The organism is Streptomyces kanamyceticus, assembly GCF_008704495.1.
Taxonomy (GTDB): Bacteria; Actinomycetota; Actinomycetes; order Streptomycetales; family Streptomycetaceae; genus Streptomyces; species Streptomyces kanamyceticus.
In genome coordinates this window covers 1004996-1030887 of sequence record NZ_CP023699.1, presented here as the reverse complement: position 1 = coordinate 1030887, position 25892 = coordinate 1004996, and the positions used below count along the sequence as shown (strand labels likewise).

Sequence of the window (25892 nt, the reverse complement as noted above, 5' to 3'; positions counted from 1 at the left end):
TCGTAAGAGTCGCAGGTCAGGGGCGGCTTCGGAGAATTCCGAAGCCGCCCTTTGATCATTTCTGGGGACCAGTTGGGGACCATCGTTCCTTGACCGGTGTCAGCGGGTGAGGGCGGTTGGGCCGGGAAGGGAACGAGGGGCGCGCAGCACGCTGAGGTGCGCCGAGAGTGCCGTACCGGCGGCCGTGATCTTGTGGACGTCCGGGTGCAGGTAGCGCTGAGTGGTCGTCAGTGAACCGTGGCCGGCGATCCTGCGTAGTACGTGGATGGGGACTCCGGCGTCCGCGAGCCAGGTCAGTCCGGTGTAGCGGAGATCGTGGCGGCGCAGGTGCTCGTAGCCGAGCCGGGTGACGACCTCGTCCCAGTGTGTCGCGTCGCGTAGGACCGCGGTGGAGATGTGTCCCCCGCGTGGGCCGGTGAACAGTCGCGCGTCAGGGGCGGGGCCGGCGAAGAGGATGCGCTGGGCCACGAGCGGGCGGATCTCTTCGATGATGGGAACCTTCCGGGCGCGCTTGCCCTTGGTGCCCTTGTCGGTCAGTCCGCCGGGCGCGGGCGTGGTCTGGCGCTGTACCGTCCAGATCCACTGACTGGTGTCGATGTCTCCGACGCGGCACCCGGAGACTTCTCCGATCCGAGCGGCGGTGCTCGCGGCGAAGAGAACGACGTCGCCCCAGCCGCGGTACTGGTTGGAGGAGGCGGCCACAAGTGCCTCGGCCAATTGGACGAGCGTGTCCCAGTCGGGCAGGGCGAGGGGCCGTGGGTCGCGGAGTTCGTCCTCGGCCTGCTTGTGGAGCTTCTGCCAGCCGCTGACTCGGGCCGGGTTGACTTTGATGATGCCGTCGCGGACCGCCTGCTCCATGACGCGGACCAGAACGGCGATGGTGTTCTTGACCGTTGAGCGGCTGTGCTCGTCGACGATCCAGTTCTGCATGGTTCGGTCGACGACGCCGTTGGTGATCATCCGTACGGCGAGGTGGCCCAGGGCGGGGATCACGCGCACCCGCCATCCCGCGAGATATGGGTCGAGGGTCTTCAACTCCAGCCCGCGCAGAGCGAGATCCATGTTTGCGTCGCCGTATTCCGCGAGCTTCATAGTGGCCAGCGACGGGGACAGGCCGGCCTGCGCGGCCTCGATGATGTCCTGGAGCCACTCCTGCGCCTCGTCCTCGTCCGCCTTTCCCTCCGACAGGGACAGACGCCGCTTCGTAGCTGGATCGAACCAGCGGACACGCGCTCGATACGGATTGGGGCGATCGGGTCGATATTCGATGTCGGTGGAGAGCCGCACACCGACCGGAACAATGGCCTTCTTGGCCATCAGGCTTCTCGGCCCGGGACGGTCCGGTGGCTGTGGAGCCATTCCTCAACGTCGAGCGCGCTGTACATGAGAACGCGCTCCGAAAAGGAGACGAACGGCGGTCCCTGCGGTGGCCGAGCGGTGCGCCAGCGACGCAGAGTCGAGGCGTCCACGTGCAGGCAAGCGGCGAGGTCACTCGTCGAATACCAGGCGTTGGCCAGGAGGGACGAACGGCTGTCGTCTCGGACGGAGACAGCCTGGCTGGCTATGGCGTGCGCCGCGCCCTCCTTCTGCTTGCGCGGCTGACGATTTGTGGAATCTGTTATCGGTTCGGGAGGCAAGTGCGGTGGATCTCCGGGCGGTATGGAGCACCAAAGGGATACGGGAGAAGACCGTCGGCGACAGACGACACGACTCGCAAGCGGAGAACAGCGGGATTCCGGCTCCGCGGCGGCGGTAAGTTCTTGCTGATGGATCGATCCGCTGTGGTGCTCGGGGCGGACGTTGGACAACAATCATCTGCAGAAACGCCGGTTTGGCCAACCGTCGATGTGCGGCTATGTTCCCCTCGCTCACGACGAGATTGCCGGAGTGCGGATCCTAGGGGGCGACGAGATTCGTCGGGTGCGTCGACGATCGCGTACATGCTTGGCAAATTAGGTGCCGCGCCGGTTCATGCCTTCCCCATGACCCACCACGTGGAATGCGTCGCGATCCTTGAACCGGCCGCGAAGGGCTCCTGACCTGCAGTTTTGCCCGTGCGCATTATGTGCGGTGTGGGCGTTACGGGCGATATCTTGACGCTGAAATGACGCTCGTGACGCTCATTTGACGCTCGTCCTGATGGGGTGTCAGGTGGCGTGTGGGCAGGTCAGGTCCTGCCAGGTAGTGAGAGTTTCGATGGGCGCCGACGGTAGGTTGACGCTCTGCGGGAAGCGGCCGGTCGCTGCTCTGTAGATGTCGTGGGAGTCGATTCTCCCCACGCGCTCCCCAGCAGCTCGGATTCTCCCCAGATTTCCCCAGGGAACGTCGTTGTCGTGGGTGGCGGTGATGATGGATGCTTCACCGCCCTAGGCGCGCTGAGCTACGTGATGGCGGCGGCGGATTCAGCCCGACCAACACTGGACTTGGCCGACGTGGTGATCGGAACACCTCCACGCTGGTGGGGAGGACCCGGGCCCGAGCTCGGGCCCGGACTGCACGCCCGGAACACCCCCACGCTGGTGGGAAAGACTTAGGGTGCTCGATCAAGACGTGCGGCGTGTTCGGAACACCCCCACGCTGGCGGGGAGGACTGCGGTCCCCACGCTAGGCCCTGTCCGGCGGATCTTGTGACCGTCGAGGCTTCGGGTCGTTGGCTTGAGCATGGGGCGGGGAGATTTATCGGGCGCGGAGTGGGACCGGCTGACGTCGCATTTGCCGAAGTCCGGGCAGCGGGGTGGTCGTTGGGCCAGTCATCGCAGGGTCATCAACGGCATTCTGTATCGGTTGCGTACCGGGGTGCCGTGGCGGGATCTGCCGGTGCGTTTCGGTCCGTGGAAGACCGTGTACGAACGTCATAGACGCTGGTCGGCGGACGGCACGTGGGACGAGGTCTTCACGGCCGTGCTGGCCGACGCCGACGCGGAAGGCCGCATCGACTGGTCCATGGTGAGCGTCGACTCGACCTCCTGCCGGGCCCACCAGCACGCCGCCGGAGCCCTCAGGAGGGCGCCGCGAGTGCCGGGAAAAGATACACGCCCCGGCAGCACCGCCCCGACGAGGGACTCGGTCGCTCCCGGGGCGGCCTGACCTGCACGATCCACCTTGCCGGCGAAGGCGGATGCCGCCCGCTTGCCCTGCTCATCACTCCGGGCCGGTGGGGCGACGCCCCGCAGCTAATCCCGGTCATGGAACGCATCCGAGTGGGCCGCCTCGGTGGCGGTCACCCACGGACCCGGCCCGACCATCTCGGCGGCGACAAGGCGTACTCCTCCCGCCGCATTCGCCGATACCTGCGCAGACGCCAGATCAGGCACACGATCCCAGAGCCGCAGAACCAGCAGGCCAACCGCCAACGCCGAGGGAACAAGGGCGGACGACCCGCTGGCTTCGACAAGGCGATCTATAAACGGAGGAACGAAGTCGAGCGGACGATCAACGCCCTCAAAAACTCTCGGGCCGTCGCGACCAGATACGACAAGAGGGCCTACATCTTCCAAGGCGCCATCACCGTCGCAGCCGTCCGACTCTGGCTCCGAGCATGATCCGCCAGAGAGCTTAGACGCGAAGATCTTTACGGAAGACCGTGGAGCTGTGCCGGACGGTCATGCCCACTCGTAGATACAAATCGAGCGCGCCGGTGTCCGAGTGTGTCCCCAGGGTGCAGAAGCTGCGGCCCGCCCGGTGGAAGGCGTGAAACGTGTGGCGCAGCAGCAGGCGGGCGATGCCACGGCCGCGGTGGTCGTGGCGTACGGCAACCTGCTCGAGGTAGCCCTCGCCGGATCCGGGCACATCCAAAGCCAAGACAGCACCCACCAGTTGACTACCAGAAAAGGCCAGGGTCGACTGCGTAGGGGCGAACGCAGGCCGGTCGATGGTGTGTGTGGCCCACTCCTCGTACGCCTGGCGCCGCTCCTGCCACTCGTCGAACGCGTCCTGCACGAGGGCATGCGCGGCGGGCCCGTCGCCGACGCGGAACGGCCGAACCGTCACGCCCGTCAGCGGCTTGGGCACCGTGGGCTCGACCGGCATGGCGAACTCCAACTGCCAGGCCGTCACCAGCGGTTTGTATCCCTGTGAGCGCAGCAGTACGACGGCAGCGGTATCCGCGTCAGGCACAGTCTGCACGATGCCGTCGCGGCCGGCCTGCCGCGCCCGCGCCTGCGCCCAGTCGAGGAGCACCGCGCCCAGGCCCTGGCCTCGGTGCTCGGGGTGCACGTCGACCTCGGAGCGCCGGTCCACCCAGGCCCAGGCGGCCAGCCGTCCGGCCCGGTCGAGGACGAGCACGGAGTCCGATTCCGGAACCAGACCCGGCCGCGAAAGATCGGCGGCGATGGCACCAGCGTCACTTTTCACTCGCCCGTGCACCTCCCGTTCGCAGGCTGCGACCAATGCGTGGATCGTTGGTATGTCGTGGGCGTTCGCAGGCCGTGAACGGTAGCCGGGCGGGAGTGACGGGACTATCGAAGGCATCAGCGGACCCTAGCCGCACGCCGATCTCCCGATCCAGGGCGTGATCCGCCGGACACCCCCTAGTAGGACTTTGTTAGGTGGTGTCGTAGGGCTGCCAGGGTGCGGGCTGTCGGCAGGCTGGGCAGCGTCCTGACCAGGTGGCCAGCAGTTGCTGGAGTTGAGTGAGGGCCTGGTAGAGGGTCAGGCCCTGGCAGGGGCTTTTGGGTCGGTGCGTCGTTCGGTCAGGAACAGGTGGGCAGCTGTCACGAGGGTGACGTGGCGGTGCCAGCCCTCCCAGGAACGGCCCTCGAAGTGGTCGAGTCCAAGAGCGGTCTTCAGCTCGCGGTAGTCGTGCTCGATGCACCAGCGGGTCTTGGCGAGCCGGATCAGGACACGGGGCGGGAGGTCGGCGGGCAGGTTGGAGAGCCAGTACTTGACCGGTTCGTCGGCGTCCCCCGGCCACTGGGCGATCAGCCAGCGCAGGGCGATGGTGCCGTCGGCGGCGGGTTTGGGGCGGCGCCCCGATGGGCGGACGCGCAGGAACGCGAACCGGGAGCGCATCCGGCCTCTTGAGCCCCGCCGCCAGGTGATGGTGCCAGCCTGTCCGCGGCCCGCGTCCAGCACATGGTCACGCAGGCTGACCGGCCGGGTGCGGTAGCGGGGCAGCGGGCGCGGACCCAGCCCGCCATAGGCCAAAGTCACCGGTTCCGCGTCTGCTGGGTATGCCGTCAACTTGCCCTCGACCTGCAGCACATAGGCCAGATGCCGGGTGTCCAGCCCGGCGCGGAAGGACGCGTTGTTGCCGTATCCGGCGTCGGCGGCCAGCACTGCGGGCCGCAGTCCGAGCCCGGCCATCTCATCGAGCATGTCCAACGCCAGCTGCCACTTCGGCTGGTGGTGCACGCCAGAAGGGATGCGGCAGTGACGTCGCCGCTCGGCGGCTGCGGGCCCGTCCCAGCACGCGGGCACGAACAGGCGCCAGGCCAGCGGACAGGACGCGGTGTCGGTAGCGGCGTGCACGCTCACCGCCACCTGGCAGTTGGCGGTCTTGCCCAGCGGTGGACAGTACTGCGCGGCCACCGCGGGCGAGTGATCACCATCCTTGGGGAAGCCGGTGTCATCCACCACCCACACCTCCGGCCGGACCGCGGCCACCGCCCGCCGGGCCAGCCGCTGCTGCACCGCGGCGACCGGCCAGGTCGACGACGTCACGAACTGCTGCAGCCCTTGGTGATCCACGCCGAGACGCCGGGCCATCGGCTGCATCGACTTCCGTCGCCCGTCCAGCAGCAGGCCCCGCAGATACAGCCCGCCCTTCGTCCGCTGATCCGACCGCACCAGCGGCGCAAACACCTCCGCCGCGAACTCCACCAGCCGGTCACGGCACCCGGCAAGCTCCTCCGGAGTCATACCCCAAGCGAACTACCAAAACTGAGCCGTGACCAGCCACCTAACAAAGTCCTACTAGCCGCCGCCCGAGCGCCATAGGCATGGATCGCGGTCTCTTCCACCCCGCGGAAGCTCACCGACGAGCTGCGCGCGGGGTCCTTGGGGGAGTCACATGCGCGACGCGGCGCCGTCTTCGACGGTGTGGTCGAGGATCGCGCACATCACCGGCAGGTCGTCATCGAGGGCGGCGACCGGGTCATTGGCGAGGAGTTTGGGCATGCCGAGCACGCAGCCGGTGACCGCGAGGACCCGCATCCTGTCTCCGGGGGAGAGCCAGTTGAGGTGGGGCAGGCTGAACGTGACATTGAGTCGCTCCCGCAGCAGCTCGGGCACGCCGCCGCTTCCCCACCGGTCGACGTCGTCGAGGTCGCCCGGGTCGAGGTTGCTCGTCGCTTCCTGGACGGCGTCAGCGAGATCTCCCGCGACCCAGTTCCCGTCCGGGCCGGGCAGAGCCCGCAGCCAGTTGGCCGCCCGGCGCCCCGCTGCCGCCACCCTCGCCAACGCCATCTCCTCGCCGGGAAGCAGCTCTTTCGCCGGGGCGGGGAGCGGGGCGGGGATGCGGGCGAGCACGTAGTCGTCGGTCACGCACGGAGCAACGAGGCGCTGCGGTCGGGGACACCGCCGCTCCTGTCCGAGAAGGCGGCTGCGCGCATCGCCCGCCCGCAGCTCGTTGCCTACATTCGCTTGCGGTAGTCGCGCGCGGAGGGCGGCAGGGCCATGTCGAGCAGAGCGTCGATGGTCGCGCTGTCGAGGTCGCTGTCCAGACTCAAAGACCGGCGGAACAGCGCGCCCACCTTCGCGGGATGCAGATCCAAGCTGACGCGGGCCCTGAGGCAGACGTCCCCGAGGATGCTGGCGGTCTCACCGGGCCGACGCTGGAGGTACCAGGTGAGGAGCTTCACCGCGCCCGTGGGCATGTCCGAAAGCATCATCGTCTCCCGGCTCTTGCCCTCACCGCCGCGTTCTTCGACGTCCTCGGCCAGGCGCCCCATGATGGACTCGACCAGGACCTCGCGCAGCGGGCCATGGGGAATGAGGCCGTAGTCGGAGCCGTACATGAGGGCGATTGCCGCGTCCCACGCCAGGTCGTCGGCGGTACTCTGCGCCAAGTCGCCCTTCATATATGGGGGTTGCTTCTTTCCGCCGCTGTGGCTTGGCTCGGTCAGGGTCTCGTGGAAGATCCGGCGCAGCCGGTTATGGTCGGCGACCAGCCCGACGGGCTGGGTGGTGCCGTACACCGTGGTGTCCGACAGCAGGGCTTCGGGGCCGTTGTACCGGAGGTAGTCCTCGGCCCAGTCCCGTGCGACCGGCACCGACCACCGCATGATGCCGTCGGTCTCCTCCTGTGGTTCCGGCAGATCGTTACGCCCGTACTTCGGGTGAGGCAGGTCGTCCGTGCTGATGGACGCGATCCTCGCCAGGTCCACCCTCCCCACGAGCTTCTCCACCTCGAGCTCGGGCGCGTGGAGGTCGACGACACAGGCATCGAGCGGCAGCTCGCCAGGTTGCGAGGCGCGACGCTGCGCCCACAGGGCCAGGTGATCCGTCCAGTTGGGCACTAGGCCCGGCGCGCTGAAGCTGGCGATCGTCAGGATGCTGGCGTTCTGAGGCACGCTCGGGGCGGAGTTCAGAACACTGGCCGCGGTGATGGTGGTGGGGCCCTCGACCGGGCGGGGGTCGTAGCTCTCGAAGGCGGCATCACGCACCTGGGCGGGACGGTGCCAGCGCTCTCCGTTCCACCAGTAGCCGCCATGCCGGTGGAGGAACCCCGCGCCACCGTACTTCCACTGATAGTGCAGATCGCTCTGGTCGCTGTCACGGATGAGGAGGACGGTGCGGCCGTACGGCGGGTGGTGGAACACCGCCCAACAGAACGAAGGGTTCTTGGGCTCGGTGGTGAAGGCGACCCAGCCACCGTTCTCGGTGGGGTCGGTACGGCCCCAGAGCCCCTGGCCCTGGTTTCGGCCGGTGCGTTCGATCGCGTCGGGGTTGTCCAGGGGCAGGCGGCCGTCATTGATGAACGGCAGACCCGGCACGGGGTGGTCCGTACTGGTGCCGTTGGCCACCGGGCGTAAGCGGTACACGTAGGCGTCCTGTTCGTCGACTCATAATCGAGGTGTTGGAGCTCTGGGGTAACGCTGGCCCGCCAACGAGCTGAATATGCCTCGCGGAGCAGACCGGTGGCGCCCTTGGACCCGTCACGATCCTCGGTGAGCGTGAACGCCCCTGTCCGCAGCGCGAGCAGAAGTCTGGTAGCGGCAGCCGCTTCGCCCGTGAACGGCACGCGGACCGCCTCCATCACCGTGGGTAGGAACCACCATGGCCGGTGTCAGACTCGCCCCGAGCAAGCCCGAAAACTTCCTCGCCTTCACCGCCATATGAAGTTGAGTCTAAATATCCTTGACGTAGTTCCACTGTGGGCTATTCCTGCCAGCACCTCTCGCCGATGAAGATCACATTCCGCCGCCAGGGGGGGGCGTTCCTTTCCGGCCAATCTCCACTGGTGTGCAAGTCGGCGTTGAAATGCCCCATTAATTAAGGTGGACTGGTGCGCCAGTAGCGAGAGAGGCACCGCATCGCTACTACCGTGAAAGATGCGACACTGCACGTTTCGTAAGAAGGTCACCAATCGCTACGCTCAGGGGAAGGTCGACGCCTAGATGCCGTACACCAGGAACCTTGACCATCGAAGATACTTAAGATTTCTATCACTCGTCATCGCCGCTGTGGCCTCAGTGGCGCTCGCTCCGTTATCGGCCGTCGCGGACACAGACGATCCGCAGGAACGCGAACTGCCGGTCACTATCGGGGAAGACCCCGCACACAAAGTCGAATGTTACCTATCCGCGTTCAAACCGAACTACAGCGGCGACACCGTCACAGGGACTGGCGGGATCAAGAAGTGCAAGCCGACCCCACCCGATGCCTGCGCCCATCAAACCGAACTTCAGCGCTACGATCAGTACGGCCCAGGCCCCGGAACATGGGTCACCATCCGCGAGGGGAAGCGGCACTTCGATTGCCCTCCGCCAAAAGCGCTACTCCCATCAAGGACTGCAAACCTCAATCAGACGCCTACCGCACAAGGGTAATTGGCGCCTTCATTCACCACGAGAATAAAACGGCGAAAGTGGACAGTGATGCGCTGTTCGTGAAGTGCCTCTAGGGGTCCTCGCCTGGCTTGGGGAGAGAGTGTCCGTGACAAGCTTCCGCATAAGGTCTTGCCGAGAGATCGGCAAGGCCTTCATGTCGCTCATTGAAGAGGATGAGAAGCTCTCATTCCACCTGATCCACCGCTGCACGGTATGGGAGGTCGAACCGCGAGCCTTCGGGAGGAGAGTCGCGGCGTTGGTCTTCGTGGCCAGCTACTCCTTAACTGTCGATTCCGATCCTTCCGATATTCCCAGGCTCCCCTTGTCAGGCATTCTGGATGCATTAAAGAATCGGTCGGAGTCCGAGCTGTTTGCTCCACTCAAGGCAGATCCCGAATACGATACTCTTGAGGACGCTCGCGAGGCGTGGCTGATATCGACTGGCGTGACGAATGCCCGTGCCCTCTACTGGGGCAACCTACGCATCACCGCACGCGAGCTATTGACGCTCTTGCTCGAACAGATCGGCCGTGACTGCACGGTGGAAGACCTGGTGAGTAAAGGTCCCCACAGCTCGCGCTAGTGCGTTGACCGCGAAGGTTCGCAGGTGCGGTTGATCACGCGGCTTTGTGGTGGGGATCCACAGGCACTGGCGTTCGTGGCGGAAGCGGTAACGCGCGGTGCTGGCCTCAGCTAAGCTTGTCTTTTAACCTCTGAGGCTGTCGCGTTCGATGATGCTCTCGGGGCGCCTGGTCGATTTCCCGACGTCGTAGTGGGTCGTGGGGCGACGGTTCTTCGAACCAAGCGGACGTCCAGGACCGGGAGTTGAGGGTTTCGGCGCACGGGCCGGGCAGTGCAGGTGAGGGCGGAGGTTCCGAAACCCCCGGCGGACCCGGGCGGGGGTGAGCCGTGCGGGCTCGGCTGGCCTTTCCCAGGGGCGGCGAAGGTCCGCCGCGGCTTCACGGGTGAGCCGGAGTTGGGTGTGGGCGGCGATCACGAGCCACGTCCAGCGGTCACCGGCCTCTGGAGTGCGGAGCTTCGGCCGGGTCCAGCCGAGCGTCTGCTTGATCATGCGGAAGGTGTGCTCCAGGTCGAACCTGCGCAGGAACGCCTGCCAGCGCACGTCGATGTCCTCACCGCTCAGGCCGGTGGCCGACGACCACAGCCAGAGGGGCAGCGGGTCGTTGCCGCCGGGCAGGCGGTCGACCTGGAGCCGGATTAAGGTGCCCTCGATGATGTGGAGTTCGCCGCGGTGGTCGATCCAGGCAGAGCGGGTGGTCAACCGTGGATGGATACGGTCCCAGGCCATCGCGCGGGCGGAGCCGTACCGGTCGGTGACCTGGACCGTTGCCGCATCCGGCTCGCCCCAGGTCTCTGGTTTGGCGAAGCGGAACTCCTTGCCGTGCCTCGGCGGTCGCCCGCCCAGGGGGTAGGCCAGAGCGTACTCCTTGAGCGAGGGCGTCGGCCGTCGCATGACGCGGTCGGCGCGCATCCGTCCCAGCACCTCGACCGGGAGGCCGTCGAGGAGGTGGGCCATGCGCGGAGCGTCGTAGCCGGCGTCGAAGACGATGAGGATGTCGCGGTCGCCGAAGTGCCAGCGGCCCATCTCGATGAGGTCGGTGACCACCCGGCGAACCTGGGCCGCGGTGACCTCGGCGACGTCGTCGTCCGGCCCGAGCCGCACGGCGTCCAGGAGTTGGCACCAGGACGTTCGGCCCGACTCCAGGGCCGCGACGAACGAGTACGGCCAGCCGGGAATGAACTGGTCCGAGGTTCGTCCGCTGCGGCCGTAGACGTGACAGAACAGACGGTCCGCGCTGGTCGGGGAGTCCGGGCGGAGCCAGTTGCTGACGTCGACCGCGAGGACCAGGCGCCCGTCGGCGGCCCGTGGCTTCGGCAGGCCCGCCAGCACCTGCCGAAGCCTCGGAACGTCCACGTTCCCGCTGTTCAGCGCGTCATACATGGCGCCGTGCCCGCGCGGGTGCTCGGCCACCAGCGTCAGGTCCACCGGCGCCGTCACCGGCCCGTCCGCACACAGCAACGCATCGGTGAGGTCGAACAACTCGTCCCCGCGCGCGGTCAGGCAGTCGAATAGGTCTTCCCGGAAGCGTGACGTGAAGTCGAACGCGTCCCGCCGGGCATCGTGGTCCAGCACACTCACCTCTGCGGCCTTCGTATGAACGTGATTCCGTGGCGGAACGCATGCTCATGCGAAGGCCGTCCGCCTGCCCTGCGAACCCCGGACGAGTGAGCGCGTACGACGTGACGTTCGAGGTCAGAGGTTAAAGGACAAGCTTAGAGCTCGAAACACGATCTTGGCCGTGTCGTGGAGACTGACGCTCTGGCGGCCTGCTTGTCTCTTGGCGATGCGGCTCGGGCTTCCGATGCGTTCTGTGGCATGAGTGGCAGCTTCGACGTAGCGCCTCCTCTCGGTCACCCTTGGCGTGCTCGCGTTCTGTCTCCTCGCGGTCGGCGCGCTCCTCGTTGGTCATCCAGGCGATGCACGCGTCCGTGCATCCAGCGACGGCCCTGGCGCCGAGAGTGTGGGCGGCGGAGTTTCCTCGCGTGCTCTCCGTAGGGCTACTGCACAGCCCAGCCGCATAGACGCGCTGATGTCTACCGCGCTGCCCGGGTGGGCCGTGCGGGTCCTTCACTGCCGTCCGGGTGAATGCGATGCCATGAGGATTCGACAAGATCACAAATGGTGACTTGTTGTGACGAAAATATGGAATTCGTCACGCTTGGTGAGGTTGCCGTGGAGTGGTCCGTAGCTGATGAACGCCGACCGGTGCGCTCTGCGCGCTGGTTGCGCTGGACGGCGCGGACCGCGCTGGCCCTGGCCGCGATGCTGGCGGGGGAATGCGCCCTTGCGACTGACGCCGGTGCGGTACAACTACGCCCGACACGCTCCGCGACAGCCGAGGAACTGCGGCAGCGGGGGCGGGCGCAGGCCCCGGATGAGGCGTCCGCGCTGCTGACAGCCCGCTTGCAGGATCGTCCGGTCGAGGTCCTGTCCGAGCGCACGGAATTCGCAACGATGTGGGCCCAGCCGGATGGCACGTTGGAGTTGCAGCAGTCGGCCGGGCCGCTGCGCTTCAAGGAGAAAGGTGCCTGGCGCGAGATCGACACCGCGTTGGCGGCGGGTGCGGACGGGACGGTGGCGCCCAAGGCGCACCCGCTGGGCGTGCGGTTGTCGGACGGTGGTGCTGACGGGCAGCTGTTCTCGCTCGGCAGCGGCGGCCACCGAGTGGGGCAGGGCTGGCCGGGTGTCCTGCCACAGCCGGTACTGGAGGGCGGCCGGGCACTCTACAAGGACGTGCGGCCGGGCCTGGATGTAAATGTGGAGGTCACCCGGACCGGGGTGCAGGAGTCGTTCACCGTCCGTGACCGGGATGCCGCGCGGGAGTTGGAATCCCTCGCACTTACGCTGCGCGGCCAGAAGCTCTCGCTCAAGCCCGCCCCGGACGGTGGCCAAGACCTGGTCGACGGGCAGGGACGGGAACTGGGCGAGATCGGCGCCGCCATCGCCTGGGACGACGAGATCGATGCGCGCTCCAAGGAGCCCGAAGACATCGAGCCGGTCAACACCCGCTTCAAGCCGGTGACCGACGGGGCGGTGATGCGCCTGGACCTCGACGACACCTTCCTTGCCGACAAGGACACCCGTTTTCCGGTGACCGTGGACCCGGCGGTCAACTTCGGCCCGTCCTTCGACACCTTCGTGCAGCAGGGCTATACCTCCGACCAGTCGCGGGCCACGGAGCTGAAGTGGGGCAACAACGGCTCGGGCCAGGTCGCCCGCTCGCTGCTCGCCTTCAACGCGGCGAAGGTGAAGGGCAAGCAGATCCTCAAGGGGGAGCTGAAGTTCTTCAACCACCACTCCTGGTCGTGCCAGGCGCGCGGCTGGGATGTGTGGTCGACGGGGAAGTCGGATGCCAGTGCGCGGTGGGCCAAGCAGCCCGCGTGGGTGAAGAAGTATGCCACCTCTACTCAGACCAAGGGGCCCAAGCCCTGTAATCCGGGATGGATTACGGCGGATGCCAGCGCGTTGGTGAGGGACTTCGCCGCCGCCAAGCAGAACACCCCGCTCTATGCCGGGGTGCAAGCCTCGAACGAGAAAGACCCGTACTTCTGGAAGCGGGTCTCCTCGGCGGAGGGCTCGAACCCGCCGGTGCTTGCGGTCACGTACAACACTGTGCCCAACACCCCGGCCAGGCCGGTCATGGTGCCTCAACGCGCCGACAAGACGGGCTGGTGGTGGACCACCAGCACGACCCCGACGGCCACCGTCACCCCGGTCGATGCGGATGGCGGGCAGCTGACGGTGGGCTGGCAGCTGAACAAGCCCGGCGGGGTCAAGTACCTGGAAGGCACGACCAAGGGCGCCTCGGGCACAAAGCAGAGCTGGAGGGTGCCCGCGGGCAAGCTGGAGGAGGACGGCGCCTACGCCTTCAAGGCCCGGGTGTGGGACGGGCATGCCTGGTCGGGATGGAGCCCGTGGCTCTCCTTCCGGGTCCTGACCGCCAAGCCCCCGGTCCCGAAGATCACCTCCACCGACTTCCCGCCGAACACCTGGGGCGGGGCACCCGATGGCAAGGGCGGCTACACCGGCGAACTCACCCTCACTCCGTCGGGGCTGCACCGGGAGTCGCTGTTGTGGCGCTGGGACAACCAGCCGTGGAAGGAGATCGTCACCACCTCGGCCTCCCGGGTCAAGGTGACCGTGCCCGCGGGCGCCCACACCGTGCAGGCCAAGACGCGTAACCGGGCCGGACTCGAATCCGCGCCCGCCTCCTACAAGTTCCTGGCCGGGGACGGTGCGGCCCTCAAGTCCCCGTCACAGGGCACTCGTTCGGCCCGGCGTACCGCGCTGGACTCACTGGGCTCGGCGCAGGACACCAAGGTGCGCTACCAGTGGCGGCGCGGCGCGACCGACCAGTGGAAGGACGTCCCGGTCGGTGATGTGCGCTGGGCCAAGGACGGCAAACCCGTCACGGCATGGCCCATCGACGCGCCGGGCGGCAAACCGGCCGGGCTGACCTGGAATGTGGCCGACACCCTGGGCGAGAACGGCACCGTCGAAGTCCGCGCGGTCTTCACCGCGGGCGAGAGCACCCGGGTCTCCCCGGCCAATGAGCTCACCCTGGACAAGGACGCCGGGCAGTCACCCACCCAGGAGGTGGGGCCGGGCACCGTGAACCTGCTCACCGGCAACTTCACCCTCTCCGAGACGGATGCCTCGGTGTGGGACATGAGCATCGCCCGTACCCTCGCCTCGCGCCGCTCGGAGACTGCGGCTCAGCGACAAGGTGTGGCACCGGTCTTCGGCCCGGGCTGGCTGGCCAGCACCGTCTCCGAGATCAGCGAGTCGGACTACACCGCCCTCCGGAAGACCTCGGCCACCTCGGTCGAAGTCGATTTCGCGGATGAGGACGGGGTGGCCGGGATCGGCTTCACCGCGGCCCCGGGCGGCAAGTGGAAGCCCGAGCCGGGTGCCGAGGACCTGACCCTGACCGGGTCGCTCACCGGCAACTTCACCCTGACCGACACCGACGGCATGGCCACCACCTTCTTGCGGACCGCGGGCACGGACACCTGGCAGGTGGCCTCCAGCTACCTGCCCGAATCCCAGTCCACCGTCCGTCAGACCTGGGAGAAGACCACCGTCGGCGGCAAGAGCCTGGCCCGCCCCCGCTATGTGATCGCCCCGACCAGCGCCGTCTCCCAGGCCACCTGTGAGACCAAGCCCGCCACCGCGGGATGCCGGATGCTGGAGTACGTCTACGCACCCGCCACCACCGCCGCTCAGGACCGGCTCGGTGACGTATCCGGGCAGGTCAAGGAAGTGCGCCTGTGGGCCGCCGACCCCGGGGCGGCCGCGGCCACTGCCCAGCCCGTCGCCTCCTACGCCTACGACGCCACCGGACGGCTGCGCGAGCAGTGGGACCCGCGCATCAGCCCCGCCGTCAAGACCCGCTACAGCTACGACGGTTCGGGCCACGTCCTGACCCACCAGAACGGCTCCGACCAGCCCTGGACCATGGTGTACGGGAAGGCGGGCAAGCCCGAGTACGCGGGCGAGGGCACCCTCAAGGAGGTCCGGCGCCCCACCCTCAAGCCCGGCACCCGCGCCGAGGTCACCGGCACCGCGCAAACCACCCTGGTCTACGGCGTCCCGCTCACCGGCGGCCAGGCACCGCACGCCATGGGCCACGCCGACGTCAACACCTGGGGCCAAAGCGATGCCCCCACGGACGCCACCGCGGTCTTCCCGCCTGACCAGATCCCTGATTCCAGCAACGGAGAGGACCTGACCTCCGGCTCTTACCGCCGCGCCACCCTCGCCTACATCAACGCTTCCGGCCGCCAGGTCAACACCGCAGAGCCGGGCGGCGGCATCACCAGCACCCAGTACGACGAACACGGCAACACCACCTGGCAGCTGAGCGCCGCCAACCGCGCCCTCACCCTCGGCCAGGGCGAGGACGCCGACAGCCGCCTGAGCGACCTGCAGCTCACCGACGCCTCAAACGACGAGCGCGCCGAACTGCTGGGCACCTCCTCCACGTACAGCGACGACGGCCTGCGCGAGACCGACACCCGAGAACCGCTCCGGCTGACGGCCCTCAAGAACGGCAGCGATGTGCCGGCCCGCACGTGGGTGCACCGCGACTTCGACCAAGGCCGTCCCACCGACGGCACCGCCAAGGCCAAGGACCTGGTCACCCGCGAGCGCACCGCCGCAGAACAGCCCGGAACCTCCGGCCAGCCGGTCGAGCCGCGCACCACGGCCACGGCCTACGACTGGACCAAGGGCCTGCCCGTCACCACCGTCACCGACCCCGACGGCCTCGCCCTGACCGAGACCACCGCCTACGACGCGCAGGGACGCGTCACCAAGACCACCCACCCCGCCTCCAACGGCAACGACGCGGGCACCACCCTCACCGAGTACTGGACCGCCACCGGCAGCGGAGGGTGCGCAGGCCGTCCCGAATGGGCCGACCTCACCTGCAAGGTGCATGCCGCCGCCCCCGCCGACCAGGGCCGCAACCGTGAACTCCCGGTCACGGTCACCGAGTACACCCGCGACGGCCAGAGCGCCAAGACGACCGAGACCGCCAATGGCGCCACCCGCACCACCGTCCGGACCTACGACGCGGCAGGCCGTCTGACACGCACGAGCATCCCCTTCGTGGTCGGCGCCCCGGTGCGCGACGTCACCACCGAATACGACCCCGCCACCGGCCGCGCCACCACCCAGCGTTATGACGACCGCAAGAGCGTCCGCACCACCTACGACAGCCTCGGCCGGATCATCGGCTACACCGACGGCCACGACACCCTCACCACCACACGCCACGACACCCTGGACCGCCCAACCGAGATCAGTGACCCCAGCGGCACCCGCACCCTCGCCTACGACCACAGCAAGGAACCCCGCGGCCTGCTCACCTCGGTCACCGACTCCATGGCAGGCACCCTCACCGGCCGCTACGACCTCGACGGCAACCTCACCGAGCAGCGCCTGCCCGGTGACGTCACGCTCACCGACACCCAGGACACCACCGGCGACACCACTGCCCGCACCGTCACGCGCGGCCAGGGCGAAAGCACCACCACGCTGCTGTCCGACTGGCAGTCCAGCAACACCCACGGCCAGTGGGCCGCCCGCACTACCCAAGCCGACCACCACACCTACGCCCACGACAACACCGGACGGCTGACCGGCCACGACGACACCGACCGCACCGGCGCGTGCACCCGCACCCAGTACGCCCTGGACCGCAACACCAACCGCACTGCCAAAACGATCCAACAGCCCGACACCACAGACACCACTGACGGAACCACCGCCGAGTCCTGCGGCCGCGGCCAGAAGAGCGAGCTGTCGCACACCTACGACAGCGCCGACCGCCTCCAGGACCCCGGTCACCTGTACGACGCCTTCGGCCGCACCACCCGCACCATCGACCGAACCGACAGCCCCGGCAACGACACCTACACCGGCTCCGACACCCTCTACTTCACCAATGACCTGGTCCATCAGCAGACGAGCGGTGACCGACGCACCACCTGGACCCTGGACCCGGCGGGTCGCCGCGACACCGCCACCACCGCTACCCGCGCCGGAAACGACTGGCCCACCACCGGCACCCAGAAGGACCACTTCGGCGACAGCGGCGACAACCCCGCGTGGAGCGAAACCGCCAGCGGCACTCGCACCCGCTACATCGACGACATCGCAGGCGACCTCATCGCGATCAGCACCGGTGACAAGACCGACTGGCAGTTCGCCGATCTCCACGACGATGTCACGACCACCCTGAACCACGACACCGAAGCCCGCGTCCACGCGTACGACCCCTTCGGCATCCCCACCAACAGCCCAGCCACCCCGGCCACTCCGTACGGCTACCTCGGCGCCAAACAACGCTCCAACAACACCCCCAGCGGCCAGCTCCTCATGGGGGCCCGCCTCTACCATCCCGTCACCGGCCGATTTCTCCAGACAGACCCTGTCCCCGGCGGCAGCGCCAACAACTACGACTACGTGCGACACGCACCTCTCAGCGCCACCGACCTGGACGGTCGCTTCCGCCGCATCCGCTGGCGCCCCCGCTGGCCCAAGGTCAGGGTCAACTGGGGAGGAGCCCGCAACCGCTTCCGCAACAGCATCGGCGGGCGGGCCATCCGCTGGGGATGGGGCGTACGCACCCGGGCCTGGAATCGGGGCGGCAACTTGGCCATCCGTGGCATGGGGGCGTACGTGAGGCGCCGTGGACTCAGGCCCCCCAGCCCTTGGGTCACCGGAGGTAGAGGCGGTATCTCCTCCTATGGACCGGGAACGGGAAACTGGTGGATGAAAGCCACAAGCGCTGTGGTTGGTGGTGCGTTCACATGGTGGCGGCGGCGTCGCTGACGGTTCGTCATGCAGAATCGGGAACAACAGAGTGGAGCCCATACATGATCAATGACATGCAGGCTGCGCGAGAGACCCTGCAAGCCGAGGCCCGCACCAGTACAGACATGGATGCTCTGCTGTACCTCTACGGAGTCGGTGGACCTGAGGCCGATGCAGTGGTCATGGACTTCATTCGCCGGATGTCCACGGCCCGGGGCAAGGCGTACAACGCGGTGATCCATGGCACCGCGATCAGGGTCGCGGCCGAATTCGATCCGGACCGCGATCCCGGCCCGTTCATGGACTTCCTCGACATGCAGCCGCCGTCAAATCGGCTAATCCGCGCCATCCTGCGCCGCTCGACCGCCACATGGGACTACCCCGACACCGCACCCGCGAACTCCGGCTGGGGTTACACGCGTCTGCGTCGTCTCGATCCGCCGCCGGTCGAGCGCTTCACCCAACGTTTGGCTGTTCCCGGCAGCATCATCCGAGTGAATGCGGCCAACGCCCTCGGAGACACCGCGGACGTGGCTGCACTCAGCCCACTCGCCGACGCACTTGACGACGCGAACCCGGCCGTGCGCAGCGCCGGTGCCGCCGCCGTCCGCCGATTGCGCCACGCCGGGGCAGCCGCTGCCCTGCATGCGCACCCGGCAGAGAGCCAATTGATCGCTCTGCTCAAAGACCCCAAGCGCGCTGTGCGGCGGGAGGCGGCTCAGGCGCTCGTACTCCTGGAGCGCGCCGAGGCGGTCCGAGACGCGCTTCATGACGTCGACGAGACGGACTTGCAGGCCTTCGAAGGCTATCTGCAGGGGAACGTCCGGACCCTGCAGCAGACCTGGGCCGGAGACACGACCAACGTGTGATCGCCGGACTCCGAATCCGGAAGAACGCATGCAGGCTCAATGAACACACCCGGCCGAAGTAGGAGCCCCCATGTTCCGACGCATGCTCCGCAAAATCCGCAGCGCAATCGATGTTGCTATTGGTGCCACCATCGACTTCTTCAGCAAGCTCGGCCCTTGAGCCAACAGCGGAGTCCTGCATAATCAGCAAGATCTAGGACGCACAGAGGATCCTGGGATCTGCGGTTCCACCTGCGGAGGCGGTGGCATGGATGACTCTCTGGCCAGCGAGAAGCAAGCAGAAAGAAGAGAAGCAGGAAATTCGGCAGCTTGCCGGCCGGATCGAGCGTGAGGTGCGACAGCGGCCCTTCCGCGAACTGTCCAAGCTCCTTGAGGAGGACGAACGGTTCGAGGTCTCACAAGAGGGAGGTCGCACGTACCAGGTCGTCATTGAAGCCTTCGAGAATACCGAACTCGATCAGGAAGGTATCCGGGTAGCCATCGCAGTTGACGATGGCGGCTGGTCCGCCCTGGCTCCGGTCAGCAGGCAGTTCTTCCTGCCCTGCACAGGCTGACGCAGATGCGGAGGTCCGCATCGACTGGTCCACTCCCTACCAGTTGAGTTGCCGTGCCGGGCGCGCAGCTGCAGCCCGGCCAGCTGTGCCATCAGGTCGAAATCGGCAGGATACGCGTAGCGGGTGACCAGTGGGAGCAGGCACATGCCGGTCGCATCAGCGCGGATCTCCTGCGCGCGGAGCGCCTGGCTGACGGGGTCGTGGAGCATCGCCGATCACTGGGCGTGCCTCTCACCCACCTCTTGCACGGCCATAGCCTGCCGGACGCCGGGTGCCACGAGGTAGTGCCACTCGGCACGCACCGGTGAGCCGTTGTCGACAGGCGCTGGACCCAGTGCCACCACGTCGTCGGTGATCTGGGAGGTGAGCCGGTAGGCCATGACCTGGGCCGCGGGCCCCGTCCACCCCTGCGTCTGGCGGGCGGGCGGTACCGGCCCGAGCACGGTCACGAACCACATCGGTATCAGAGCACGGTCGAGCGCGGCCACTGCCAGGCGGCTGCCGCGGCGGACCCTGGCGGCAGATTGCCGGGCACGGGCCTGGACCTGCCCCGCCGATTCGGTTGCTTGGGTCTGCACCACCTAGTGCTTAGTGAGGAGGCGTCCTTATCGACCCTTCGAGGGGGCACAACACCATGCCCTGCCCGAAGATCAACCACGGGTGCGCGGTCCTCATCGCTGAGGCGCTTGTGCCGGGGGAGACCCTTGATCTGGGGACCAGAGTTGGGGACCAATGTGTATTGCATCGACCTTTCTGGACCGGCTACATGGCGGTCTCTCTGGCCTGATAGCTGAGCTGCTCCAGGGGCCGGTCGTGTGGCGCCGTAGTGGCAACCTGCCTGGAGCGGGAGGCCACGAGGCGTTTGGGCGCGGGCGGATTGGCTCACCCGGACCGCGGATGGAGTCTCACCTGTTCGAGCCGACCCGAGAGCTTGGGGGACCTCGATGTCTAAGGTTGCGGTCCTTCGTGGGCTGAGGTCGGGAAGATGATCATGGGGGGAGGGCGTCGTGTCGACAGTCCGGCTGTGCGGCATGATCCCCGAAGGCTTCACTTTCACGGGCACGCCTCGCCCCTGCTCGGAACGGGTGCCTACCTGGGATGATCGAGATTCGCCCGACTGGTGGTGATGGGGGGCGAGCCAAGTCGATGCGGGCTGCCTAACGGCAGGGAATGGCCCGCTCCTTGGGGACCAGTTGGGGACCACACGGTGTGCGTGATGGCGCACGACGGGTCCCTGCACGCACAACTTGCACCCAATTTAAGTCTGATATATCGCGAAAATCACCCTGCCTCTTACTCCTGGGGGTCAAGGGGTCGCAGGTTCAAATCCTGTCGTCCCGACTCGTAAGAGTCGCGGATCGAAGGGCCGTATCAGAGAAATCTGATACGGCCCTTCGGCCGTTCTTGCCGGTGGTCTGTGGCTCAGGTGCCGCAGTTGCCGGAGGTGGGCCGGCCCGCGAAGCGTTGGCCGAGCCACTCCAGTGCCGGGCCGTTGCCCTGGATCGCCGTCCCGACATGGGACTGCCCGGTGAAGGTCGTCCACTGCACGGCGTTGCCCTTCGCGCACCAGTCGGCCCGTAGCTTCTGCCCGACCGCGTAGGGGATCGTCTCGTCGGCGTCCCCGTGGTAGAGGAACGTCGGCGCCGACGGCCGCACGGTCCCGATCAGCTGTCGGGCGATGGCCCGTTGCCAGTCCGGCCGCTCCAGCGGGTTGGACGTGGTCACGTCCTCGATCTTCTTGCCGCGCCCGGCTTCCAGGACCGTCCCGACGCACTCGTTGCGGACCACGGCGGCGAGCTTGCGGCCCTCGGCGTTGAGGTACTTGCCGAGGTGGAGGGCCGGGTAGGCGGCGTTCTGTCCGACGGCGGACATCAGCAGATAGCCGGCGCTGTCCCCGCCCTCGAGCGAGTCGGCGACCTTGGCGAGATCGGCGGGCACGCCGCCGCTCGCCGTGCCCTTGACCTTCAGTTCGGGGGCGTACGTCGCGGCCATCTCGGCGGCCTTCGCGCTGGCTCCGCCGCCCTGTGAATAGCCCATGATGCCGACGGGTGCCTTGGCCGAGACTCCGTACTTCGCGGCTTCGGGGTGCCGCTGGGCCGCGCGCGCCGCGTCGAGTACCGCGGTGCCCTGCGCTTTGGCGACCATGTAGGTGTGGTCGCCGGGCGTGCCGAGCCCCTCGTAGTCCGTGACGACGACCGCGTAGCCGCGTACGAGTGCGGCATTGACGAGCGGTGCCTCGGTGGTCGTACCGCCCGGGAAACCGGCGGACGGCGCGCACTTGTCGCCGAGGCCGACCGTGCCGACGGCGTAGGTGATCAGCGGGCGCGGCGTGGTCTTGCCGTCGTCGGGGACGATCACGGTTCCGGAGACGGCGTTGGGCCGCCCGTTCGCCGAGGTCGACCGATAGGTGATCTTCCAGGCCTTGGTGGGGGTGGGCTGGCCTGGGGTGTACTGGAACGAGGACGGCTGCGAGCTGAGGATCTTGCCGGGGGTGGGCTTCTTCCCCGGTTTCTTCCCCGGCTTCTTCCGGTCCGGCACGCGGTGCTTGTCCTTCTCGTGCTTCCCGGCGCCGGGGGCCTTCTCGGCGGTCTGCGGTGCGGACCGGGCCGAGGGGCGCGCGTCCGGAGTGCCGACCGACGCGTCCGCGCTCTGCGCGGCGGCCGATCCGGGCAGCCCGAGCACTGCCACCGCGAGGACGGCACTGGCGGCCACTGGTCGTCTGCGTAATGCTGACATCATGCGGCTCTCCCAACTCTCCTGTGGGCAAGGGGGGTTGGGCAGCACCGTACTGACGCGTCAGTAGGACAGCCATAGGCGTGCAGTGGTCCGTCCGCGGCGGGCGTGCACGGGCGGTCGGTGCTGGTCGGCATCGGTGGAGCTGGGAGGGTTTCAGCGCGCCACGTCGCTATGGCACCGGCCGACACGATCAGTCCCATGCCGACGAGCACCGGTGCGGAGAGGCCCTCGGCGAGGGCGAGGGCGCCGATGAGTGCGCCCATCTCTGGGTCGAGGGAGAGCAACGTGGCGACCACCTTGGCGGGCTCTCGCACCCTCCTCGTCCCGGGCGACGACGGCGTTCACCTTCGGGTCGAGCCGCTCCACCCGGGCGAGGTAGTGGTCGAGAAGCTCGACGCTCGACACCTCCTTCGCCGCGACCGCGGCAGCGAGTTGGCCTGCGGAGCGAAATGCCAGATCGGTCATGCGAGCCTTCAGGGAAAGCCTGACCACGGCGGGAGCACCACTGTGGCTGACGCAAAAGGGTGTGGCGTTTCTCCTTTTGGCCGTCCTGATCCCCCGTTCACGAACGCTCAGTGAGCGGGGTTCGTGCGGAGGTGGGCGGCGCCCGAACGCACCGCCCACCCGAAGACGGCGAAGGCGACGGCGCCCACCACGACCGAGTCGTACGGCGCCGGCAGATGTCCGGAGCCGCCGAAAGTGCCGAGCCACGACAACAGGGCGAGCGCCGTCAGGTGGAACACGAGCCAGGCGCCCTGGCGCAGTTCCTCGGCCGGGGCACTGCCCGCTGTCCTGCGTCGTTGCAGCAGGAACAGCGGGACACCGGCGAGGACGAGAGGAAGGGCGAGCCGCAGGTCGTCCCAGCCCGACCAGTAGATGAACTCGGTCGCCACGGCGAAACTGACCGGTGCGATCCAGCGCACCCCCGGCATGTGGCCGTCCGCCAGGGGCACGCCACGCGCCCGGTCATGTGCCCGGAAGGACGCCACGGCCACCGCCGATGCGGCGTAGATGATCAGGTACATGTCGCCCATCACGCTCACGATGTCCTGCCAGCCGCCGAACGGCAGCATGAAGAGGACGATGACCGCGAGGTTGAGGACCAGGGCGCGGCGCGCGATGCCGGAGCGGGGATCGATGCGCATGAAGAAGCGGGGCAGCAGGCCGTTCTTCGAGAGGGCGTAGGTGTGGCGGGCGTCGATCGCGACGCCCACGTAGGCGGATCCGCCCGGGGAGACCACCGCGTCGGCGTAGAGAAGTGTGGCGAGCCAGTGCAGGTTGAGGACGAGGGCGAGCTGACCGAACGGCGACTCGAAGTTGACCCCCTGCCAGCCGTGCGCGAGGAGTGAGTCGGGCACCGTGTAGAGGAAGGCGAGTTGGAGCCCGAGGTAGACGAGGACCGCGAGGCCGATGCCGGTGAGGACGGCGGCGGGTACGTTGCGGCGCGGATTGCGGGCTTCTCCGGAGAAGTCCAGAGGGGCCTGGAACCCGTTCACGGAGTACACGATGCCGCCGCCGGCGAGTGCGGTGAGGCAGGCCGCGTATCCGTACGGGGCGAATCCGCCGTGGTCCGTGAGGCGGCCCGAGTGGGTGCCGGAGAGGAACAGGGCGACCACCGTGAGCACGGGCACGACGACCTTGAACACCGACACCAGATTGTTCACCCGGGCGAACATCTTCACCGCGAACCAGTTCAGCGCGGTGAGCAGAACGCTCAGCGCGGCGGCGACGCCGAGGCCCGACGCCGTGAGGCTGCCGCCGCGGTAGAGCCCGGGCACGTAGTGGGCGGCGTACTGCATGATCGCGCTGATCTCGGCCGCGGTGCCGCCCACGGAGAGCATGACGGACCAGCCGACGACCGTGCCGACAAGACGGCCGTTCGCGTACAGCGGCCAGCGGACCGTGCCGCCGCCTTCCGGCCTGGTGGCGCCGAGTTCGACCATGACCAGGGCGACCAGTGCGCAGAGCAGCCCGGCCGCGACCCAGGAGAGCAGCGCGGCGGGACCCGCGGTCTGGGCGGCGTACATGGCGGCGAACAGCCAGCCCGAGCCGAGGATGTTGGAGAAGCCGATCGCGGTGAGCCCCCAGAACCCGAGGTCCTTGCGCAGCCGGTTCTCCTCGGCGCGGACGTCCGGGTCACCGGCAGTATCCGCCGGCATCTGCTGCGCCACGTGGCAAACCTCCTCGACGATCGCGGACCCACGGGGGCCAGCGTGCCACGCGGCACGTCGTGTGTGGCGGAGCGCGGCCCGTCCCGCTCCATACGTCAATTGCTCCGGCATCGCATGCGGCCGAGGTCGCAGTCGCAGGCTTCGGCGACGACCAGGGCCGACCGGGCTCGACAGGGGCCCGCTCGGCCCTGGCCGGTGCCGAGCGGCGGCGCGAAGCTGGAGGTGAGAAGACCGGAACCCGCTGTGAGGGAGGGCGAGATGAGTGGCATGGCCGACAGGCTTCCGCACTGGCCCCGGACGCTGCCGGATCTGTTCGGCTGGATGGAGGCCGGGATTCCAGGGCTGTATACGGCCCCCGGTGCGCACGGGATCCGCATCGAGGAGTCCCGCACGGAGGGGACGTACTCCCTCCGTGCCGAACTCCCCGGCATCGACCCCGCCAAGGACATCGACATCACGGTGACGGGCGGCGTCCTGACGCTGTGCGCCGAGCGCAGTGCCGAAACCGTGGACAAGAGCCACTCGGAGTTCCGCTACGGCAGCTTCGCCCGAGTCGTCCGGCTGCCCGTCGACGCACGCGGCGAAGAGGCGACCGCGGATTACACGGACGGCGTTCTGACCATCACGGTCCCGGTGCCGGAAGGCAGTTCGGCCACCAGGACCATCCCGGTGCGGCACACCTGAGCGCGATGTGCGACGCGCTCGTGCCGCACTCGCCCGCGCGACCGCCCCCCGCTCGGCCGCGCGGGCGCTTCGTGTGCCCGTACGATCCCCTTGGTTTGGTGCGGAAGGGATCCGTCAGTTGTGCGGAACGATCGCGACCGGGTCCTTGGCGTGGTGGATCACCGAGTGCGCCGTCGGTCCGAGGTGTTCCCCGGCAGGGATTCGGCGGCCGATGACGAGCAGGCCCGCACCAGCGGTTTCCTTGACGAGATGGTGCCCGGCAAGGCCCCGCACGAGCCGCTCGGTGACCTGCGTCGCCGGGAACTTGTGCCGCCAGGGAGTGAGCGCCGCCCCGAGAAGGTGTGACTTCGCGACCTCGGGGTTGGTGGCGTCGGTGGCGGGGAGCAGGGGAACCGTATAGGCGTGCACCACCTGGAGCGGTGCGTGTCGGACGGCCGCGGTGGTGAAGGCGAACTCCAGCAGCTCGTCGCACGGGTGGTCCAGGTCGAGGCCGAGTACGACCGGACGGTGCGTGCCCGCTGCCTGGTCCTCGCGCCCGTCATCAGGATGTTCTCCCGCCCGTACCAGGACGACAGGGCAGACGGCCCGGGCCGCGACGGACAGCGCGACGGAGCCGACCAGGGCGCCGGTGAGCGCACCGAAGCCGCGTGAACCGAGCACCAGCAGGGCGGCGGATCCGGCTGTCGCGAGCAGTGACTCCACCGGTGGCCCGGTGACCTGCTCGTCCAGGATCCCGAGTGCGGGATGCGCGGCGGCGAGCCGCAGCACGGCGCGGTCGAGTGCGCCACTCTCGCGGTGGAAAGGCACCTCGATCTCGGGCAGGCGGCTCCGGTCCGAGGGCTGGTCGTAGGCGTGGACGAGGTGGAGGGGAAGGTCGCGGCGCAGGGCTTCGCGGGCCGCCCAGTCGGCGGCTTCCAGGCTCTCGAGCGAGCCGTCGATGCCCGCGGTGATGGTCTGCTGTGGGGTCATGGGGCGCACCTCCA

16 protein-coding genes are annotated in these 25892 nt (G+C 68.0%); 6 read left to right on the top strand and 10 right to left on the bottom strand.

The window, feature by feature from the left end; genetic code table 11:
- Nucleotides 1–99 precede the first annotated feature (99 nt).
- Complete coding sequence (locus tag CP970_RS03660; RefSeq protein WP_150492951.1) at nucleotides 100–1317, bottom strand: tyrosine-type recombinase/integrase; 1218 nt, start codon at nucleotides 1315–1317, stop codon at nucleotides 100–102.
- 1344 nt (nucleotides 1318–2661) lie between these two features.
- On the opposite strand from CP970_RS03660, the gene CP970_RS03650 reads away from it, so the two are divergent.
- Nucleotides 2662–3542 (top strand): IS5 family transposase gene (locus tag CP970_RS03650; protein ID WP_107098920.1). Its coding sequence is split into 2 segments (ribosomal slippage): nucleotides 2662–3022 and nucleotides 3022–3542, totalling 882 coding nucleotides; the frame shifts between segments, so codons are not numbered across the junction.
- Nucleotides 3543–3555: 13 nt separating this feature from the next.
- On the opposite strand, the gene CP970_RS03645 is transcribed toward CP970_RS03650, so the two are convergent.
- From CP970_RS03645 to CP970_RS03630, 4 genes are all read right to left on the bottom strand, one after another.
- Nucleotides 3556–4353: a GNAT family N-acetyltransferase gene (locus CP970_RS03645; RefSeq protein ID WP_224058199.1), complete on the bottom strand. Its 798-nt coding sequence runs from the start codon at nucleotides 4351–4353 to the stop codon at nucleotides 3556–3558.
- 297 nt (nucleotides 4354–4650) lie between these two features.
- Nucleotides 4651–5859 (bottom strand): IS701 family transposase, encoded by a 1209-nt coding sequence (locus CP970_RS03640; protein ID WP_055547026.1) that lies wholly within the window; start codon nucleotides 5857–5859, stop codon nucleotides 4651–4653.
- Between the two features lie 147 nt (nucleotides 5860–6006).
- Entirely contained in the window at nucleotides 6007–6483 is a 477-nt protein-coding gene (locus tag CP970_RS03635) for a hypothetical protein (protein WP_150492949.1), read from the bottom strand.
- 89 nt (nucleotides 6484–6572) lie between these two features.
- A complete protein-coding gene (locus CP970_RS03630; RefSeq protein WP_055556072.1) occupies nucleotides 6573–7982 on the bottom strand; it encodes a hypothetical protein in 1410 nt (469 codons plus the stop codon).
- 1114 nt (nucleotides 7983–9096) lie between these two features.
- Here CP970_RS03630 and CP970_RS03625 point away from each other — a divergent pair.
- Nucleotides 9097–9573, top strand: a complete 477-nt coding sequence (locus CP970_RS03625) for a hypothetical protein (RefSeq protein WP_055556070.1) — start codon at nucleotides 9097–9099, stop codon at nucleotides 9571–9573.
- Between the two features lie 123 nt (nucleotides 9574–9696).
- Here CP970_RS03625 and CP970_RS03620 read toward each other — a convergent pair whose 3' ends face one another.
- Nucleotides 9697–11145, bottom strand: coding sequence for an NF041680 family putative transposase (locus CP970_RS03620; RefSeq protein ID WP_317987143.1), 1449 nt, complete (start codon nucleotides 11143–11145; stop codon nucleotides 9697–9699).
- A gap of 882 nt (nucleotides 11146–12027) precedes the next feature.
- Between CP970_RS03620 and CP970_RS03615 the strand changes: the two genes are divergently transcribed.
- The 3 genes from CP970_RS03615 (at nucleotide 12028) to CP970_RS03605 (ending at nucleotide 19318) form a co-directional block, all read left to right on the top strand.
- On the top strand, nucleotides 12028–17913 hold the full coding sequence (locus CP970_RS03615) for an RHS repeat-associated core domain-containing protein (RefSeq protein ID WP_150492945.1): 5886 nt from the start codon (nucleotides 12028–12030) through the stop codon (nucleotides 17911–17913).
- Nucleotides 17914–17957: 44 nt separating this feature from the next.
- Nucleotides 17958–18764, top strand: coding sequence for a HEAT repeat domain-containing protein (locus CP970_RS03610; RefSeq protein WP_150492943.1), 807 nt, complete (start codon nucleotides 17958–17960; stop codon nucleotides 18762–18764).
- Between the two features lie 251 nt (nucleotides 18765–19015).
- Nucleotides 19016–19318: a hypothetical protein gene (locus CP970_RS03605; RefSeq protein ID WP_055555154.1), complete on the top strand. Its 303-nt coding sequence runs from the start codon at nucleotides 19016–19018 to the stop codon at nucleotides 19316–19318.
- 215 nt (nucleotides 19319–19533) lie between these two features.
- Here the strand turns inward: CP970_RS03605 and CP970_RS03600 are convergent, their stop codons facing one another.
- The 3 genes from CP970_RS03600 to CP970_RS03580 form a co-directional block, all read right to left on the bottom strand.
- Complete coding sequence (locus tag CP970_RS03600; RefSeq protein ID WP_150492941.1) at nucleotides 19534–19896, bottom strand: hypothetical protein; 363 nt, start codon at nucleotides 19894–19896, stop codon at nucleotides 19534–19536.
- Between the two features lie 844 nt (nucleotides 19897–20740).
- Nucleotides 20741–22030, bottom strand: coding sequence for a lipase family protein (locus CP970_RS03595; RefSeq protein WP_055544423.1), 1290 nt, complete (start codon nucleotides 22028–22030; stop codon nucleotides 20741–20743).
- 596 nt (nucleotides 22031–22626) lie between these two features.
- On the bottom strand, nucleotides 22627–24213 hold the full coding sequence (locus CP970_RS03580) for an APC family permease (RefSeq protein ID WP_055544425.1): 1587 nt from the start codon (nucleotides 24211–24213) through the stop codon (nucleotides 22627–22629).
- A gap of 270 nt (nucleotides 24214–24483) precedes the next feature.
- On the opposite strand from CP970_RS03580, the gene CP970_RS03575 reads away from it, so the two are divergent.
- Nucleotides 24484–24909: an Hsp20/alpha crystallin family protein gene (locus tag CP970_RS03575; protein WP_055544422.1), complete on the top strand. Its 426-nt coding sequence runs from the start codon at nucleotides 24484–24486 to the stop codon at nucleotides 24907–24909.
- 114 nt (nucleotides 24910–25023) lie between these two features.
- Here CP970_RS03575 and CP970_RS03570 read toward each other — a convergent pair whose 3' ends face one another.
- Nucleotides 25024–25878, bottom strand: coding sequence for a universal stress protein (locus tag CP970_RS03570; protein ID WP_055544421.1), 855 nt, complete (start codon nucleotides 25876–25878; stop codon nucleotides 25024–25026).
- Nucleotides 25879–25892 lie beyond the last annotated feature (14 nt).

Coding starts and splice junctions, on each gene's coding strand:
- CP970_RS03660 (WP_150492951.1), bottom strand. CDS start 1,317: ATGGCCAAGAAGGCCATTGTTCCGGTCGGTGTGCGGCTCTCCACCGAC.
- CP970_RS03640 (WP_055547026.1), bottom strand. CDS start 5,859: ATGACTCCGGAGGAGCTTGCCGGGTGCCGTGACCGGCTGGTGGAGTTC.
- CP970_RS03615 (WP_150492945.1), top strand. CDS start 12,028: ATGTGGGCCCAGCCGGATGGCACGTTGGAGTTGCAGCAGTCGGCCGGG.
- CP970_RS03610 (WP_150492943.1), top strand. CDS start 17,958: ATGATCAATGACATGCAGGCTGCGCGAGAGACCCTGCAAGCCGAGGCC.
- CP970_RS03605 (WP_055555154.1), top strand. CDS start 19,016: ATGACTCTCTGGCCAGCGAGAAGCAAGCAGAAAGAAGAGAAGCAGGAA.
- CP970_RS03580 (WP_055544425.1), bottom strand. CDS start 24,213: ATGCCGGCGGATACTGCCGGTGACCCGGACGTCCGCGCCGAGGAGAAC.
- CP970_RS03575 (WP_055544422.1), top strand. CDS start 24,484: ATGAGTGGCATGGCCGACAGGCTTCCGCACTGGCCCCGGACGCTGCCG.
- CP970_RS03570 (WP_055544421.1), bottom strand. CDS start 25,878: ATGACCCCACAGCAGACCATCACCGCGGGCATCGACGGCTCGCTCGAG.